At 60.9% G+C, this 15,560-nt stretch carries 14 protein-coding genes, 1 pseudogene and 1 riboswitch; of the genes and pseudogenes, 12 read left to right on the top strand and 3 right to left on the bottom strand.

The window, feature by feature from the left end:
• Positions 1 to 23: 23 nt before the first annotated feature.
• The 11 genes from qcrC to CCOY_RS08305 all read left to right on the top strand — a co-directional run bounded on the left by qcrC (position 24) and on the right by CCOY_RS08305 (position 11,333).
• Positions 24 to 872 carry a cytochrome bc1 complex diheme cytochrome c subunit gene (gene qcrC, locus CCOY_RS08355; protein WP_070422169.1) on the top strand — a complete coding sequence of 283 codons (849 nt, stop codon included), beginning with the start codon at positions 24 to 26 and terminating at the stop codon, positions 870 to 872.
• On the top strand, positions 869 to 2,089 hold the full coding sequence (gene qcrA / locus CCOY_RS08350; protein ID WP_092102762.1) for a cytochrome bc1 complex Rieske iron-sulfur subunit: 1,221 nt from the start codon (positions 869 to 871) through the stop codon (positions 2,087 to 2,089). Before qcrC ends, qcrA begins: the two co-directional genes overlap by 4 nt.
• Positions 2,089 to 3,711 carry a cytochrome bc1 complex cytochrome b subunit gene (gene qcrB / locus CCOY_RS08345; protein ID WP_070422171.1) on the top strand — a complete coding sequence of 541 codons (1,623 nt, stop codon included), beginning with the start codon at positions 2,089 to 2,091 and terminating at the stop codon, positions 3,709 to 3,711. The genes qcrA and qcrB overlap by 1 nt, the downstream gene beginning before the upstream one ends.
• Before the next feature lie 391 nt (positions 3,712 to 4,102).
• Positions 4,103 to 4,245: riboswitch (cyclic di-AMP (ydaO/yuaA leader) on the top strand.
• A 14-nt stretch (positions 4,246 to 4,259) separates the two neighbouring features.
• Complete coding sequence (locus tag CCOY_RS08340; protein ID WP_070422172.1) at positions 4,260 to 5,006, top strand: C40 family peptidase; 747 nt, start codon at positions 4,260 to 4,262, stop codon at positions 5,004 to 5,006.
• Positions 5,007 to 5,200: 194 nt separating this feature from the next.
• Positions 5,201 to 6,229 carry a C40 family peptidase gene (locus CCOY_RS08335; protein ID WP_244268618.1) on the top strand — a complete coding sequence of 343 codons (1,029 nt, stop codon included), beginning with the start codon at positions 5,201 to 5,203 and terminating at the stop codon, positions 6,227 to 6,229.
• 7 nt (positions 6,230 to 6,236) lie between these two features.
• Positions 6,237 to 7,364 (top strand): glycosyltransferase family 4 protein, encoded by a 1,128-nt coding sequence (locus CCOY_RS08330; RefSeq protein ID WP_092100291.1) that lies wholly within the window; start codon positions 6,237 to 6,239, stop codon positions 7,362 to 7,364.
• 35 nt (positions 7,365 to 7,399) lie between these two features.
• A complete protein-coding gene (locus tag CCOY_RS08325) occupies positions 7,400 to 8,362 on the top strand; it encodes an ROK family protein (RefSeq protein ID WP_070484010.1) in 963 nt (320 codons plus the stop codon).
• 14 nt (positions 8,363 to 8,376) lie between these two features.
• Positions 8,377 to 9,129: a lysophospholipid acyltransferase family protein gene (locus CCOY_RS08320; protein WP_092100289.1), complete on the top strand. Its 753-nt coding sequence runs from the start codon at positions 8,377 to 8,379 to the stop codon at positions 9,127 to 9,129.
• A complete protein-coding gene (locus CCOY_RS08315) occupies positions 9,129 to 9,344 on the top strand; it encodes a hypothetical protein (RefSeq protein WP_070484006.1) in 216 nt (71 codons plus the stop codon). Before CCOY_RS08320 ends, CCOY_RS08315 begins: the two co-directional genes overlap by 1 nt.
• 9 nt (positions 9,345 to 9,353) lie before the next feature.
• Complete coding sequence (locus CCOY_RS08310; RefSeq protein WP_070484004.1) at positions 9,354 to 9,866, top strand: polyadenylate-specific 3'-exoribonuclease AS; 513 nt, start codon at positions 9,354 to 9,356, stop codon at positions 9,864 to 9,866.
• Between the two features lie 78 nt (positions 9,867 to 9,944).
• The gene (locus tag CCOY_RS08305; protein WP_092100288.1) at positions 9,945 to 11,333 is read left to right on the top strand and encodes a class II 3-deoxy-7-phosphoheptulonate synthase; all 1,389 of its coding nucleotides are present in this window, start codon (positions 9,945 to 9,947) and stop codon (positions 11,331 to 11,333) included.
• A 33-nt stretch (positions 11,334 to 11,366) separates the two neighbouring features.
• Here the strand turns inward: CCOY_RS08305 and CCOY_RS08300 are convergent.
• Positions 11,367 to 12,656, bottom strand: a pseudogene (locus tag CCOY_RS08300) (protein kinase domain-containing protein); the annotation flags it as partial.
• On the opposite strand from CCOY_RS08300, the gene CCOY_RS08295 reads away from it, so the two are divergent.
• Positions 12,655 to 13,044, top strand: coding sequence for an Rv2175c family DNA-binding protein (locus tag CCOY_RS08295; RefSeq protein WP_070422181.1), 390 nt, complete (start codon positions 12,655 to 12,657; stop codon positions 13,042 to 13,044). The pseudogene CCOY_RS08300 and the gene CCOY_RS08295 sit on opposite strands and share 2 nt — an antisense overlap.
• Here CCOY_RS08295 and CCOY_RS08290 read toward each other — a convergent pair.
• The gene (locus CCOY_RS08290) at positions 13,013 to 14,458 is read right to left on the bottom strand and encodes an alpha-(1->6)-mannopyranosyltransferase A (RefSeq protein WP_070483997.1); all 1,446 of its coding nucleotides are present in this window, start codon (positions 14,456 to 14,458) and stop codon (positions 13,013 to 13,015) included. The genes CCOY_RS08295 and CCOY_RS08290 overlap by 32 nt on opposite strands.
• Complete coding sequence (locus CCOY_RS08285) at positions 14,458 to 15,549, bottom strand: polyprenyl synthetase family protein (RefSeq protein ID WP_208856564.1); 1,092 nt, start codon at positions 15,547 to 15,549, stop codon at positions 14,458 to 14,460. Before CCOY_RS08285 ends, CCOY_RS08290 begins: the two co-directional genes overlap by 1 nt.
• Positions 15,550 to 15,560 lie beyond the last annotated feature (11 nt).

Below are 15,560 nucleotides of genomic sequence, written 5' to 3'. Positions count from 1 at the left end.
AAAACTCGTTAATAAGGAACAAAATGGAAAACTCACCCAACAAGAAGCGTCGCGCACGCAAGGCGCAGCGCACCTTCGCAGGTGCTGCTGCGTTGACGCTGGGCTTGTCCGGCGCGGGTCTTCTCGCATCCGCATTGGCCCCTAATGCACAGGTGGCCACCGCCCAGCGTGACGACCAGGCCCTTATCCAGGAGGGTAAGGAAATCTACGACGTCGCTTGCATCACCTGCCACGGTGCGAACCTGCAGGGCGTTGCCGACCGTGGTCCGTCTCTGATCGGTACCGGCGAAGGCGCCGTGTACTTCCAGGTCAACTCTGGCCGTATGCCGATGATGTCGAACGACGCGCAGGCTGAGCGTAAGAAGCCGCGCTACACGGAGAACCAGGCTCTCGCCTTGGCTGCATATGTCGCAGCCAACGGTGGTGGCCCGGAGCTCGTGTACAACCCGGACGGCACCCTGGCTAAGGAAGAGCTGCGCGGCAAGAACTACGACGGCAAGGTTCAGGAAGCAGACGTCGCACGTGGCGGCGAACTCTTCCGTTTGAACTGCGCCTCCTGCCACAACTTCACCGGTCGTGGTGGCGCATTGTCTTCTGGTAAGTACGCCCCGGTGCTCGACCCTGCGAACGAGCAGGAGATCTACCAGGCGATGCTCACTGGTCCGCAGAACATGCCGAAGTTCTCTGACCGTCAGCTCAGCGCTGATGAGAAGAAGGACATCATTGCCTTCATTAAGTCGACCAAGGAGACCCCGTCCCCGGGTGGCTGGTCCCTCGGTGGCCTCGGCCCGGTTTCTGAAGGTATTGCGATGTGGATGATCGGCATCTCGCTGGTCGCCGCTGGTGCTATGTGGATTGGATCCCGCTCATGAGTGATGTGAAGAAAAATTACACGAAGGAAGAGCTTGACCGCATGAGCAATGCGGAGCTCGCTGCTCTCGGCACGGAGCTTGACGACGTAACGGTTGCTTACCGTAAGGAGCGCTTCCCGGTCGAGGGTGACCCTCGCGAGAAGTCCTCTGAGCGTGGCATCAAGATTTGGTTGGCCATCTCGGTTCTCGCCGCGATTGCTTTCCTCGGTGTTTACCTGTTCTGGCCGTGGGAGCCGAAGTTCCACGGCGACGAAGGACTCTGGATCTACACCTTCTACACGCCACTGCTTGGCCTGACCGCAGGTCTGGCCTTCCTCGGCCTGGGTGTTGCAATCATCCAGTACGTGAAGAAGTTTGTCCCTGAAGAGATCGCTGTACAGCGTCGCCATGACGGCCCGTCCAGCGAACTGGATCGTCGCACTACGACCGCTCTGCTGAACGATGCTTGGGAGACCTCGACGCTTGGTCGTCGCAAGGCGCTCAAGGGTCTGCTCGGCACCGCTGGTGTCCTCGCCGGTCTGATGGTCATCGCTCCGCTTGGCGGCATGATCAAGAACCCGTGGAAGGTCCGCCACGAGCTGAACTACTTCGGCGACGGCACCCTGTGGACCCACGGCTGGACCGTCCAGGATCAAGGCGTGAAGGTTTACCTCGGCCGCGACACCGGTGCGATTGCAGAACTTCACAAGGGTGAGGTCGGCTCGCACTACACCACCGCCGGCGTGTCTCGCCTGGTGCGTATGCGTCCGGAGGACCTTGCCGCCGCTGCGATGGAGACCGTGTTCCCGCTCTACCCAGAGGACGTCAATGACGGCAAGGAATACGACCCGAAGCGCGATGTGTATGAGAACCAGATGCACTCCATCCACGGTCCGCGCAACGCTGTCATGCTGATCCGTCTGCGTTCTGAGGACGCGAAGCGCGTCATCGAACGTGAGGGTCAGGAAGACTTCCACTACGGCGATTACTACGCCTACTCCAAGATTTGCACGCACATTGGTTGCCCGACCTCGCTGTACGAGGCTCAGACCAACCGCATCCTGTGCCCGTGCCACCAGTCGCAGTTCGATGCGTTGCAGCACGGTAAGCCGATCTTCGGTCCCGCCGCTCGTGCACTGCCGCAGCTTCCTGTGACGGTTGACGAAGACGGTTACCTCATCGCCAACGGGAACTTCATTGAGCCCGTCGGCCCGGCATTCTGGGAGCGTCAGTCCTAATGAGTACGAAACTTCAGCAAGCCGCAAACAATGCGGATTCCCGCTTTACCGTTGCGGGCGTCCTGCGCCCGCAGCTCAACAAGGTCTTCCCGACGCACTGGTCCTTCATGCTCGGCGAGATGGCGCTCTACAGCTTCATCATCCTGCTGCTGACCGGTATCTACCTGGCCTTGTTCTTCGACCCGTCGATCACCAAGGTGATCTACGACGGTGCATACCTGCCGCTCAACGGCGTCGAAATGTCCCGTGCATACGCAACCGCGCTTGACATTTCCTTTGACGTCCGCGGTGGCCTGTTTGTTCGTCAGATGCACCACTGGGCTGCACTGATGTTCATGATGGCCATGTTCGCCCACATGATGCGTGTCTTCTTCACCGGTGCGTTCCGTCGCCCGCGTGAGGCAAACTGGCTCATCGGTGTAACCCTTGTCCTCCTCGGCATGATTGAGGGCTTCATGGGCTACTCCCTGCCGGACGATCTGCTCTCCGGTGTTGGTCTGCGCATTATGTCCGCGATCATCCTGGGCCTGCCGATCATCGGCACCTGGATGCACTGGGCTATCTTCGGCGGCGACTTCCCGTCCGATCTGATGCTGGACCGCTTCTACATCCTGCACGTGCTGATCCTGCCGGGCATCATCCTGGCGCTGATCGCAGCTCACCTGCTGCTCGTGTGGTTCCAGAAGCACACCCAGTTCCCGGGACCGGGTCGCACCGAGAACAACGTTGTTGGTGTCCGCATCATGCCGGTGTTTGCAACGCACGCAATCGGCTACATGATGATCGTGTTCGCAGTGCTGGCTGCAATGGCTGGTCTGACCACCATCAACGGTATTTGGAACATCGGCCCGTACAACCCGTCGCAGGTGTCTGCTGGTTCGCAGCCTGACGTCTACATGCTGTGGACTGATGGTGCCGCCCGTGTCATGCCGGCTTGGGAGCTCTACATCGGTAGCTACACCATCCCGGGTGCATTCTGGGTCGCACTGCTCTGTGGTCTGATGGTTGCGCTGCTCATCGCCTACCCCTTTATCGAGAAGAAGGTCACCGGCGACGACGCACACCACAACTTGCTGCAGCGTCCGCGTGACGTTCCGGTACGTACCGGCATCGGCGTGATGGGTCTGACCTTCTTCCTGCTGATGACCATCTCCGGTGGTAACGACCACGTTGCTCACTTCTTCCAGATCTCGCTGAACGCGATGACCTGGGTGGGACGTATCGGCATCATTGTTCTGCCGCCGCTGGCATTCTTCATCACCTACCGTCTGTGCATCGGCCTGCAGCGCTCCGACCGCGCTGTGCTGGAGCACGGTATCGAGACCGGCATCATCAAGCGTTTGCCGAACGGTGCCTTCATCGAGATCCACCAGCCGCTTGGCCCAGTGGACGAGAATGGTCACCCGGTTCCGCTCGAGTACGCAGGTGCTCGTGTGCCGAAGCAGATGAACCAGCTTGGCTTCGCTGACTCTGAGACCATCGGTAAGTTCTCGCCCGCCGAGATCGGCGTGTCTGAGCGTGTACGCGATGCAGAGAAGCAGAAGCACGAGGAGGCTGTCGAGACGCTGCGTGCTCTCGAGGCCAACAAGGATCGCGACGACCGCGACGTATCGCCTCGCTAGCATGTAAGTAGTTGCGTGAATCGCCCCGCACCACACTGTGGTGCGGGGCGATTTTCTTTGTAACAATGAGGTTAACAAGCAAGTGTGAGTAAGATCACACAATCCGTTTTAATTGGGTTGTCTTTAACTTTGCGGAGATCAACTTGCTTCTTGGTTTGGCGGATAAATGCGCAGCGTATGGCCGTGTTTTGGGGATATTGGACCGTTCTTAGTTTTCATTTAGAAACGGAGGCTTCGACGCAGCTTTGCGTCAAATCTTTTGATAACGGAACTGTAACGGCGTGTTGGCTGGACACTCTTGTTGCCGTTTCGTAACCTGTTCGAGACATTGCGACAACAGCCGTTGGAAGCATGGATCGAAAACAACATATGAGCCGTAACTCTGAAGTGGAGATCGGAAAAGCCGATCGAAGCCGAAGGGGACCGGGGAACCAGAGTGGAGTACTTGCTCCCGTGGGGCGTAGGTCGTTCGGACCGAGGGTCATTTCTCAACACCCCGCCCGACAGCTAACCCGGTTGGCGAAGAGAAGATATGGAGAAAATCTAAAGTGGCAAAGCACCGTCGCCAGACCAACACCGCAGCCCGCGCAGCAGCGGCCACCACCGCTCTCGCAGCAGGCGCTGCGCTCATCGCGCCGGCCGCCGCCTCCGCAGCAGAGGTCCGCGTCCCCAACTCGCCGATCGCAGTACAGGTCCCGGGTATTGAGACCATTCCAGGCGTAGCGGCAATCCCGGGCATTGACGCCTGGATCCCGTCGCTGAAGGGCGCAGCCGCTACGGGCGACGCTCAGGCTGCTATCGCTCGCGTGAAGGCTCTGCCGGGCGTGAACAACGTTCCGGGCTTCAGCGCCTTCATCGCGAACGTCGAGAAGCAGGTTCTGCCGGCACAGGCCGCAACCAACTACTCGGCACCGGCCGCTGCGCCGCAGCCGGCTCCGGCCCCGCAGCCGTCCTTCGCTGAGCGCGTTGTGTCCATCGCACAGTCCAAGGTTGGTTCCCCGTACGTTTACGGTGCGGCTGGCCCGAACGCATTCGACTGCTCCGGCTTCACCTCCTGGGTTTACGCTCAGGCTGGCAAGTCCATCCCGCGTACCTCCCAGGCTCAGGCTGCTGCTGGCCAGCAGGTTGCGCTGAGCAACATCCAGCCGGGTGACATCGTTGTTTACTACGGTGGTGCATCCCACGTTGGCATCTACGTTGGCAACGGCCAGATCATCGATGCGCTGAACTCCGGTATCCCGGTGGGCTACCGCGATCTGCACCTCATGCCGATCCACTCTGTGGTTCGCTTCTAACGGCACGTTTTCAAGCCCCGACTCTGTGTTTGGAGTTGGGGCTTTCGTGCGTTTTGGGGACCTTGACACCTCGTGCGTCACACCAGTGCTCTTGATTCACAATATGCTGTGTGGCCATGTTTTTTGCTTGGACGGTGGGGCCGATGTCGCTATAGTTTTTGTGTTCTCACAAGTATTGCGAAAAGGTTTTGGTCGTGGGTAAGCACTCTTTTCAGTCTCGTCGTCCTTCTGCTCAGAAGACCGCAGTGTCCGCGCTCGTCGGCGTCATCCTCGCCGGCGGCGTCGCGGCCCCTGTGAAGGCCGATGATGTCGATGCTCTCATCGATGAGATGGAGCAGATCTCCCACGACGCCACTGCGAAGTCGGAAGAAATTAAGGGACTCGAAGAGAAAATCGCCGATTCAGAGCGCAAGGTTAAGGAAGCCAATGGCCGCGCTGCAGAGGCGAAACAGGAACTTGCCGCTATTCAGGAGGTAAGCAACGAGCATCGCAGGAATGTCGGTGACATTGCGCAGTCCCGTTACCGTATCCCGAAATCTGACGCGATCCTGACCACCCTGGATTCGGGCAACCCGCAAGAGGCGATCGACCGTTCTGCTTATTTGGCGGCGCTCACTCGCAAGTCTCAACGCGCGTTGACCGAGTTGGAGGATGCCAACCGGATGGCGGCAGAGAAGTCCAACTCGGCCAATATTGCGGTGGCTGAGGCACGCCATGCGCGCAATGAGCTGGAGATTCAGCGTAAGAAGCTGGAGCGTGAACGTGAAGAGTTGGATGACAAGGTTCGTGACATCGAACGCCGCGTAGACAACTTGAGCGAGGCCGATCGCCTGCGCTGGATCAATAAGGACAACCCGATTAGCGGCGCGTCGCTTCCGGGCGTGGACTCCGGAATCGTTGGTGCGGCGTTGGCTCAGGTGGGTAAGCCATATGGCTGGGGCTCCGCTGGGCCGGATGCGTTCGATTGCTCTGGTCTGATGGTATGGGCGTATGGGCAGAACGGCATTAGCATTCCGCGTACCTCCCAAGCGCAGCTTGCGGGTGGCACGCCGGTGTCGCTGGATGCGTTGCAGCCGGGTGACATCATTGGTTACTACCCGGGTGTGACTCACGTGGGTATGTACATCGGTAACGGCATGGTCGTGCACTCGTCTGACTACGGCATTCCGATCCAGGTAGTGCCGGCGAACTCCATGCCGATTCAGGGGGCTGTGCGCTACTAGCGCGATTATGACCACGTTGTTGGTAACGAATGATTTCCCGCCCACTGTCGGCGGGATTCAGTCGTACTTACGGGATTACGTCGACGAGCTCGTCAAGCGCGAAGGCCCGGAATCAATCGTGGTGCTCGCCTCCGTCCAGGAAGCAGATGCTGCGCGCGAGTGGGACGCCGAGCAGAGTTTCGCGGTGATTCGTTGGCCTCGCAACATCATGTTGCCTACCCCGGGGCTTGCTCGGGAGATGGCTCGAATTATCAGAACACACAGCATCGACACTGTGTGGTTCGGTGCGGCTGCACCGTTGGCAATTCTCGGAGCCCAGGCGAAACGCGCTGGAGCAAAACGTGTGGTGGCTACTACCCACGGCCACGAGGTTGGCTGGGCGATGATTCCCGGGGCCCGTCAGGTGTTGCGCCGGATTGGTCGTAGCGCGGATGTGGTGACGTACATTTCGCGGTTCACGATAGAGCGCTTGCAGGCGGTGTTCGGCGATGACGTCGACTATGTTGCGCTGCCGTCGGGGGTGGACACGGATTTCTTCGCGCCAGCGAGCGCGCACAAGCGGGATGAAACGCGGCGCTGGCTCGGCGTGGGCGATGCACCACTTGTGGTGTGTTCGTCGCGGTTGGTCCCGCGCAAGGGACAGGATGTGTTGATCCGTGCGTTGCCGGAGATTCGTCGATACGCGCCGAATGCGAGATTGGTGATTGTGGGGGAGGGGCCGTACGAGCAGCGGCTGCGCAAGCTCGCCGCGTCTTCGCCGGGCGTGGAATTCACGGGCCGGGTGTCGCGCGAGCGGTTGCGCGACATTGTGGCTGCCGCCGATGTGTTTGCCATGCCCGCGCGGACGCGGTGGGGTGGTCTTGATGTGGAAGGTCTGGGGATTGTGTATCTCGAGGCGCAGGCGTGTGGGGTTGCGGTAGTCGCTGGCGATTCCGGTGGTGCGCCGGAGACGGTGGTGCCGGAAAGCGGTGTCGTCGTCAATGGTCGCGATGTGAATGAGGTCGCACGGTCCATTGGGCAATTGCTTTGCGACGACCACCGCACCGCCATGGGCACCGCCGGGCGCAAGCATGTACAACGGGAGTTTTCGTGGGGCACTCTGGGGGAGCGCCTGCGCGACGTGTTGGCGGGTTAGGGCTGACCGCTGTCAGGGGCATAAACTGTCCGGCTATGACTTCACAACGAGGAGACCAGGCGCTGACAGTCGGCTTTGACATTGGCGGGACGAACGCTCGTGCATCTGTGGTCGCGCCGGATGGTTCGATCCTCGACACGGTGAGTACGCGGACCCCGCAGGACGCTGACGGGCTGACCCGCACGATCGTGCAGATGGTCGAGCAGCTCCAGGACAAACACGAGATCGGGGCAGTTGGCGCTGCCGTTGCGGGCTTCCTCGACCCGGAGTGTGAAATCGTGCGTTTTGCGCCCCATTTGCCGTGGCGTGATGATCAGCCGGTGCGCAAAGATTTGGAGAATGCGCTGGGGCTGCCGGTCCGGCTCGAGCACGATGCGAATGCGGCAGCCTGGGGTGAGTATCGGTTCGGTGCCGCTCGTGACGCAGAGACGTGGGTGTTTTTCGCCGTCGGCACAGGGATCGGCGCAACGCTGATGCACCGTGGCGAGATCTACCGTGGTGCGTTCGGCACCGCGCCTGAGTTTGGCCACATCACGGTGGTGCCGGGAGGTCGGGTGTGCTCGTGTGGCAAGCAGGGCTGTCTTGAGCGATACGCTTCTGGCACCTCGCTGGTCGATTGTGCGATCGAGATTGCCAGCAGGGGAGGGTATCGAGGTTCCGATTTGTACCGGGAGGTCGTCGAAAAGCGAGCAAGCGGGCACGACATTATGGCCGCAGCACGCGCAGGCGATGGGCTGGGTGTGGCGGCTCTGGAGAGTTTCTCCATCTGGCTGGGACGAGGCCTGGCAATGGTGTCCGACATTTTGGATCCATCGCTGATCGTCCTCGGCGGTGGTGTGAGCGAAGACGCTGATCTTTTCCTTGACGCTGCCAAAGCGTCCATGGCGTCGAACATCGTCGGCGCTGGATACCGTCCGCTGCCGGAGATCCTCTGTGCTGAGCTCGGAGCGAAGGCGGGTATGATTGGCGTTGCTGATTTGGCCCGCCAGCTGCGATAAAAAGGGGAGAAACAATGGCAAACAAGTGGTATTCCCTGTTCAAGGCTATTTTCGGGCCGCCGCTGTTGGTGTGGAACCGCCCGCGCATTTACGGTGTGGAGAACATCCCGGACGAAGGTCCGGCCCTGTTGGTTTCTAACCATCAGGCTGTGTTGGATTCCTTTTACTTGCCGTTGATGGTTCGCCGGCAGCTGAAGTTCCCGGCCAAAATGGAGTACTTCACTGGCACGGGGCTCAGTGGACGTTTGCAGCGGTTTTTCTTCACCGCCGTGGGCCAAGTTCCCATTGACCGAAGCTCCGACACCGCCGGGAACGTCTTGCTGGAAACGGTGAAGAAGATTTTCGACGACGGCGAGCTCTTCGGCATTTATGCCGAGGGAACCCGTTCGCCGGATGGGCGTGTGTACAAGGGGCGCACTGGCATGGCGCGCATCGCTATGCCAACCGGCGTGCCTGTGATTTTGGTCGGCATGATTGGATCTGGTCGCGCGAACCCGATCGGCACCAAGCTCATCCGGCCGGTCAAGGTGCAGATCAAGATTTCGGAGCCGATTGATCCGCGAGCTTGGGCGGTTGAAAATGGCTACGACCCTGACTCGCGCGAGGCCGTGCGTCCCTTTACGGACTACTGCATGCATCGCATTGCAGAGATGATCGGTGAGGAATACGTGGATGTCTACGCGACCGATGTGAAGAAGTCCCTCGAGCAGACAGGGAAATACCCCGAAGGTGCTGAACCGAAAACTGGGCCGAAAGGTGTGCAGTAATGAATAAACCGCTTGTTACCCGAATCGCGTTGGTGTGCGTCGTTGTTGTGGTGTTCCTGATTGCGTCTGAGCAGGGGTGGTATCCGAAGCTGGCAGGCCCGCTTGCCGTCGTGGCGGTGGCTGCAGTGATGTTTTGGCCGAGGCGTGTTGAGGGGGAGAAGGGCCCTTCGCGGCGCGAGGTGTTGGGGGATATTCGATCGGAGCAACGGAAGTAGTTCGACGCAGTGAGATTCTTCTACGACACCGAATTCATTGAGGACGGCGAGACGATCGAGCTGGTGTCCATCGGCATTGTTGCTGAGGATGGCCGCGAATACTATGCGGTGTCCGATGAGTTCGACCCAGCACGCGCCAACGCTTGGGTCAAAGCGCACGTGTTGTCGAAGCTCCCTCCGAAGAACCAACCAGTGTGGAAGTCGCTGGAGCGCATCCGTAACGAGGTCTATGAGTTTCTCACCTCGGGTGACACCAGGCCAGAACTGTGGGCTTGGGTTGGCGCCTATGACCACGTGGTGCTCGCGCAACTATGGGGTGACATGTCCGGTCTGCCGCGTTCGCTGCCGCGCTACACCTGCGAGCTGAAGCAGTATTGGCAGATGGCAGGCAAGCCGCGCCTGCCACGGGTGCCGGAGGGCAACCACGATGCTCTCGTTGATGCGCGCCATAATCTGCGGAAGTTTCGTGTATGTGCGGAGCATTTGCCGTTGAACCGCGACGGCGCCGTATCCAAAATGTGAGACGATAAAACCGCCTTGTGAGAAGTTGCAGGCTGTACCGCCTGTACTGGGGCAGTAATCCGTGCTAAATATAGAACGGTGAGCTGGACTATTGATATCCCCAAAGAGGTACTGCCCGATCTGCCGCCGCTGCCGGGAGATTTAAACGCGCAGTTTGAAGATGTTATTTCCCGCGATGCGAAGCAGCAGCCGTCGTGGGACCCTGCCCAGGCTGAGTATGTTCGCAAGATTTTGGAGTCCGTCCCGCCGGTCGTGCTCGCGCCCGAGGTTGAGGGGCTCAAGTCGCATCTAGCGGACGTCGCCAACGGCAAGGCGTTCATGCTGCAGGGTGGCGATTGTGCTGAGACGTTCGAGTCCAACACCGAGCCACACATCCGTGCCAACGTGCAGACCCTGCTGCAGATGGCTGCGGTGTTGACCTACGGTGCGTCGATGCCGGTGGTCAAACTTGCTCGTATTGCTGGCCAGTACGCGAAGCCGCGCTCGTCTGATCTTGATGAGAATGGTTTGCCGAATTACCGCGGTGACATCGTCAATGGTGTGGATCCGACCGAGGAGTCTCGTCGCCACGATCCGGCCCGCATGGTGCGTGCGTACGCGAACTCGTCGGCGGCGATGAACTTGGTGCGTGCCCTGACGGCGTCCGGTACTGCGGACCTGCACAACATCAATAACTGGAACCGAGAGTTCGTGACTAACTCGCCTGCGGGTGCGCGTTACGAAGCACTTGCTCGCGAGATTTCGCGTTCGCTTGCGTTCATGGATGCTTGTGGCGTCAGTGACACGAACTTGCGCACGTCCAGCGTGTACGCATCCCACGAGGCGCTGTTGGTGGATTACGAACGTGCGATGCTGCGTTTGGCCACGGATTGGAAGGGTGAGACGAAGCTTTACGATCTGTCCGCCCACCAGCTCTGGATCGGTGAGCGCACCCGCGGTATCGACGATTTCCACGTCAACTTCGCCGCGATGATCAGCAACCCGATCGGTATCAAGTTGGGCCCGACCACCACTCCAGAAGAGGCTGTCGCTTACGCAGATAAGCTTGATCCGAACCGCGAGCCGGGTCGTTTGACCATGGTGATCCGCATGGGGCAGGACCGGATCCGCGAAGTACTGCCTGGCATTGTCAAGGCGGTTGAGGCCTCCGGCCACAAGGTCATTTGGCAGTCGGACCCGATGCACGGCAATACGTTCACGTCGAGCAATGGCTACAAGACGCGTCACTTTGACAAGATCATCGACGAAGTTCAGGGCTTCTTCGAGGTCCACCGCGAACTCGGCAGCCACCCGGGTGGTATTCACATCGAGCTCACGGGTGAAGACGTCACTGAGTGCCTCGGCGGTGCGCAGGACATCACTGATGTGGATCTGCCGGGCCGTTACGAGTCCGCTTGCGACCCGCGTCTGAACACCGAGCAGGCACTCGAGCTGTCGTTCCTCGTCGCAGAGATGCTGCGCTACTAAGACAGCGCTACTCGGCCAGCGCTACCGCGGGATGACGATCTCCGGGATGTCGCCATACATCCCGGAGCCGAACCACCACGCGCCCAGACCAACCGCAGCTACCACGGCGATTGCAACAGCGGTGTAGAGCACGACACCGATCAGAGAGCGGTTAGTTACCGGCTTGACTGCGGGGCGCTTTGCCGGATTGGGAGCGGCAGGCCGGGGTGCACGTGGTGGCACGGGTGCGGGCACGGGGGCGGCTGCAGGCGGAACGGGGGCCGGAACCGGAGCCGGAGACGCCTGTGCAGCGGGCCATTGGCTGCGTGACGGCAGTTCTGGGGACGCCTGCTTAGTTGGCCTCTCAACTGCGGGGGCGACTCGCGTTGGCGCCTCGTCATCGGGGAAGAGGCGTCGCTGTGCGGCGTTGTTGACCAGTCCGAAGTTAGTCGGGTGTGCTGCGGCTCGCGTGGCTGCGGCGTTGCGCGGGGCAGGCACGGTGTAGTCCGGCAGTGCAAGTTCGGCTGCTACGTCGTCGAGTGCGGCGAGGAATTCTCCCGCATCGCGGAAGCGCGCTTCGGGGGTGCGGGCGGTTGCGGTGGCGACGAGCTCGTCGAAAAGCATTGGCACCCCGGCAATGAGTGAGGACGGCGCGGGCACATCTCCATGGAGGCGTGCGTACGCGTGCGCGATGGGGGTGTCGCCGTGAAATGGCGTGCGGCCGGTGAGGAGTTCGAACAACACGATGCCGGCGGAGTACACATCCGATGCGGCTGTGATGGGGCTGCCGTCGACTTGTTCAGGGGAGAGGTAGGCGACGGTGCCCACGATTTGGTCGGTCGAATGTGTGTTTTCGGCGGCTGCGCGCACGAGGCCGAAGTCGGAGAGTTTGACGCGGCTGGAGGCGTCGATAAGCACGTTGTCCGGCTTAATATCGCGGTGCACCATGCCTTTCTCATGCGCGACAGAAAGTCCCGTGAGCATGCCGCGCATCACCTCCGCGGCTGCGTGGGGAGGCATCGGACCACGCTCGGCGAGCAATTCGCGCAGCGTGCCGCCGGTGATGAGTTCCATGATGAGAAACACGTTGTTGCCGGACGCGGAGAAGTCGTACACGTTGACCAAGTTCGGGTGGCTGAGCTGCGCCATCGCGCGGGCTTCGCGCCGGAATCGGTCGCGAAACACCGCGTCGTGGACGTATTGCTCGTGCATGACTTTCGCAGCGACTTCCCGGCCCAGGCGGGAATCGATGCAGCGATACACCGTGGCCATGCCACCACGGGCGATGGCGCGGTCCACGACGTAGCGTTCGTCGAGAGTTGTGCCTGGAGCGAGTGTTGCCATGTACCCCAGGGTAGAATCGGGCGCCGTGAGCACACAAACGAATCTCGAGCAATTGCTTAGCGACGAAACCTTGCTGGCCTTTCCCGACGCCGCCGAAGCGTTGGGCGTTCCGGTCACTCGTGTGCACGACTATGTCGGTGCCCGCAAACTTGTCATGTACATCCGGGATGGTAAAAAATTCATCCCGGCTGGGCTGATCGGTGAGGATGGGCTGTCGAAGTTCGTCTCAGGCGCGATCACCGTGCTTGCCGATGGCGGCTACAACGACGAGGAGATCCTCACATTCCTCTACACCGAAGAGGATTCGCTGCCGGGGCGCCCGATTGACGCCTTGCATGGTCAGAAAGCGCGCGAAGTTATTCGTCGTGCGCAAGCGATGGCGTTCTAAACACCCAGCGAGTCGCTACCACGGCGACGATGAAGGCTGCGGCGAGGAACCACACGTCGTAGAGCCTGTGGTTGCCGCTGCCTGTAAACGCGAGTGCCACGACGACGGATGCGCCGGTAGTAATTCTAGCTACCCAGGCCGGTGCCCGGAACGTGCCCACGAGCGCCAAGATGGAGGCGTAGTACCACGGCAGCGTTACCGCGTTGGTGACAAACGCTGCCGTATACGCCACGGTGGTGCCCGCCAGCATCCGCGGCGCGTAGGCCTTGCCGCGCGCCGGGCGGAACCACCACCACGTGATCACGAGCGCGAGGAGCATCGCGAAGCTGAACACCGTGCGGGTGGCTGCAAGCGTTGTGTTGTAGCTGAAGTCGTCGTTGACCAACTGCACGAGCGGGGTAATCAGTTCTGCGGCGAACGTCGGACCAGCCAGCGGATTGATCACCTTCGAGTTACCGGTGATTTCCTCGAGCCAACCCCACGTTGAGCCGCAGACCCACGTCACCACCTGGATGACGGCGACCGAGACCGCCAGCGCCCAGGCTCCAGAGACGGCAAGCGCGGCGAGGTGGTGGGGCACATCGTGGACGCGGGCGCGACGCGTGACCATCAGCCACACCACAAACGGCAACGCGAACGCAGCCGTGGCCTTGAGCGACACCGCGCATGCGATGAGCACGATTCCGGGGGTGCACCACGTGTGTCGCATGCACAGGTACAGGCCCGCGCACACCAGGCCGACCATGACCGCCTCGTTGTGCATGCCGCCAATCAGGTGCAACAGCATGACAGGGTTGGCTACACCTACCCACAGTGCAAACCCGGGGCTAGCACCTGCGAGGCGCGCGATGCGCGGTACCGACCAGACAATGAGCGCGAAACCTGCCAGCGCGATCAGCCGGTAGGCAACGACGCCAAACGCGACGTGGTCGCCGACAATCGTGGTCACCGCTTTGCCAATGCCCAAGTGCAGTGGCCCGTACGGCGTTGTGGTGTTGCGCCAGTCGTGGGAGACCTCCCACAAATACGGGCCGGGGTTGATAGCGGCGCCTTCGGAGTAGGGGTCGAAGCCGTCGCGAAGCATTGCCCCCTGCATGAGGTAGGAGTACACGTCGCGCGACATGATTGGTGCGCTCAAGGCGAGTGGAGCGGCCCACGACCACACCGCACGGAGCACGGTCTGCTCGCCTGGGCGGGTGCGCCACAGCCACAGCCAGGCAAACACGAGAAGACCAGTGCCCGCCATCAGGAGGCCGTCCATCATGCCGCGGCCGTGGCCGTAAGTGAGGAACTCAAGGCCTATCGAGCGCATGAGGCCGTCACGGTAACGCGTCGCTCCGGCACCAAAGGAACCGATCGCGATGAGAACGGCTGCGACAACGCCGAGGGGGATCGGCCGGATTTTACCGGCCATCACATACGCCGGTCTGTGGCCTTGTGGGCCAACTCGGACAGTGCCTGGCGAGCTTCAGCAGTAATACCGGCGGTATCCAGGTGAGCAATGCCGGACGCGGTGAGACGGTTAATGCGCTCTTCGACCGCATCCTCCGCACCACTTTGGCGGATGAGATCGGCGAGGCGCTGAAGCACCTTTGGGTCGGTGGCGGTACCTACACCGGTGCGGAGCTCGTCGGCATCGTTGGCATCGAGAAGCTCAAGCGCCGTCGCGTAAAGGACAGTGCGCTTTCCTTCGCGCAGGTCATCGCCCGCAGGTTTTCCGGTGATTGCTGGGTCGCCGAAGACACCGAGGAGGTCGTCGCGAAGCTGGAATGCGATGCCGATATCGCGTCCGTAACCACGGAATGCCGCAATGGTCTCATCGTCGGCACCAGCAATAGTCGCACCAAGATGAAGCGGACGCTCGATCGTGTACGCGGCGGTCTTAAACCGGTTCACCCGATCCGCCATGTCCGCAGACTCGCTGCCACGGCTTTCCAACGAAATATCAAGGATCTGCCCACCGATGACTTCCGTGCGCATGCCCACCCACGGTTCCGCGGCGCGTTGCAGCGCCTCCAACGAAACACCGGAGTAGCGCCACATATCTTCCGCCCAGACTAAGGCGAGATCGCCGAGCAAAATCGCGGTGTTCACGCCAAACGTCGCAGCGTCGCCCAGCCAACGGTTTTCGAGGTGCTGGGCCTCCACACTGCGGTGCACCGTGGGGTTTCCGCGACGGGTATCGGAGGCGTCCACGATGTCGTCGTGGACCAGTGCACACGCCTGGATGAACTCAAGCGCACTCATCGCGCGCAAGACCGCGTTTGGGTCCTCGCTGCTGGTTTCCAAACCACCGGCGCCGACAAAACCTGCCCAGCCGTACAGCGGACGCACTCGCTTGCCACCACCCAGTGTGAACGCGCGCAAGTGCGCGACTGCTTCCGAGACAGGCTCACCGATCGCGGAAATCGCCGGCCCGTGTTCGTCGAAAAACTGCTCCAAATGCTTTTCGACGACACCAGGCACCGCACTTAAGTTCCCAATCCCCAATTCGTGTGTAGCCACGCTGCTCCTCA

The organism is Corynebacterium coyleae, assembly GCF_030408635.1.
GTDB lineage: Bacteria > Actinomycetota > Actinomycetes > Mycobacteriales > Mycobacteriaceae > Corynebacterium > Corynebacterium coyleae.
The sequence above is the reverse complement of the archived record's forward strand: the minus strand, read 5'-3'. Positions and strand labels throughout refer to the sequence as shown.

Excerpts from the sequence above, each read along its gene's own strand:
- CCOY_RS08320 (WP_092100289.1), top strand. The coding sequence starts at position 8,377 with ATGGCAAACAAGTGGTATTCCCTGTTCAAGGCTATTTTCGGGCCGCCG.
- CCOY_RS08315 (WP_070484006.1), top strand. The coding sequence starts at position 9,129 with ATGAATAAACCGCTTGTTACCCGAATCGCGTTGGTGTGCGTCGTTGTT.
- qcrB (WP_070422171.1), top strand. The coding sequence starts at position 2,089 with ATGAGTACGAAACTTCAGCAAGCCGCAAACAATGCGGATTCCCGCTTT.
- CCOY_RS08295 (WP_070422181.1), top strand. The coding sequence starts at position 12,655 with ATGTACCCCAGGGTAGAATCGGGCGCCGTGAGCACACAAACGAATCTC.
- CCOY_RS08325 (WP_070484010.1), top strand. The coding sequence starts at position 7,400 with ATGACTTCACAACGAGGAGACCAGGCGCTGACAGTCGGCTTTGACATT.
- qcrC (WP_070422169.1), top strand. The coding sequence starts at position 24 with ATGGAAAACTCACCCAACAAGAAGCGTCGCGCACGCAAGGCGCAGCGC.
- qcrA (WP_092102762.1), top strand. The coding sequence starts at position 869 with ATGAGTGATGTGAAGAAAAATTACACGAAGGAAGAGCTTGACCGCATG.
- CCOY_RS08290 (WP_070483997.1), bottom strand. The coding sequence starts at position 14,458 with ATGGCCGGTAAAATCCGGCCGATCCCCCTCGGCGTTGTCGCAGCCGTT.
- CCOY_RS08330 (WP_092100291.1), top strand. The coding sequence starts at position 6,237 with ATGACCACGTTGTTGGTAACGAATGATTTCCCGCCCACTGTCGGCGGG.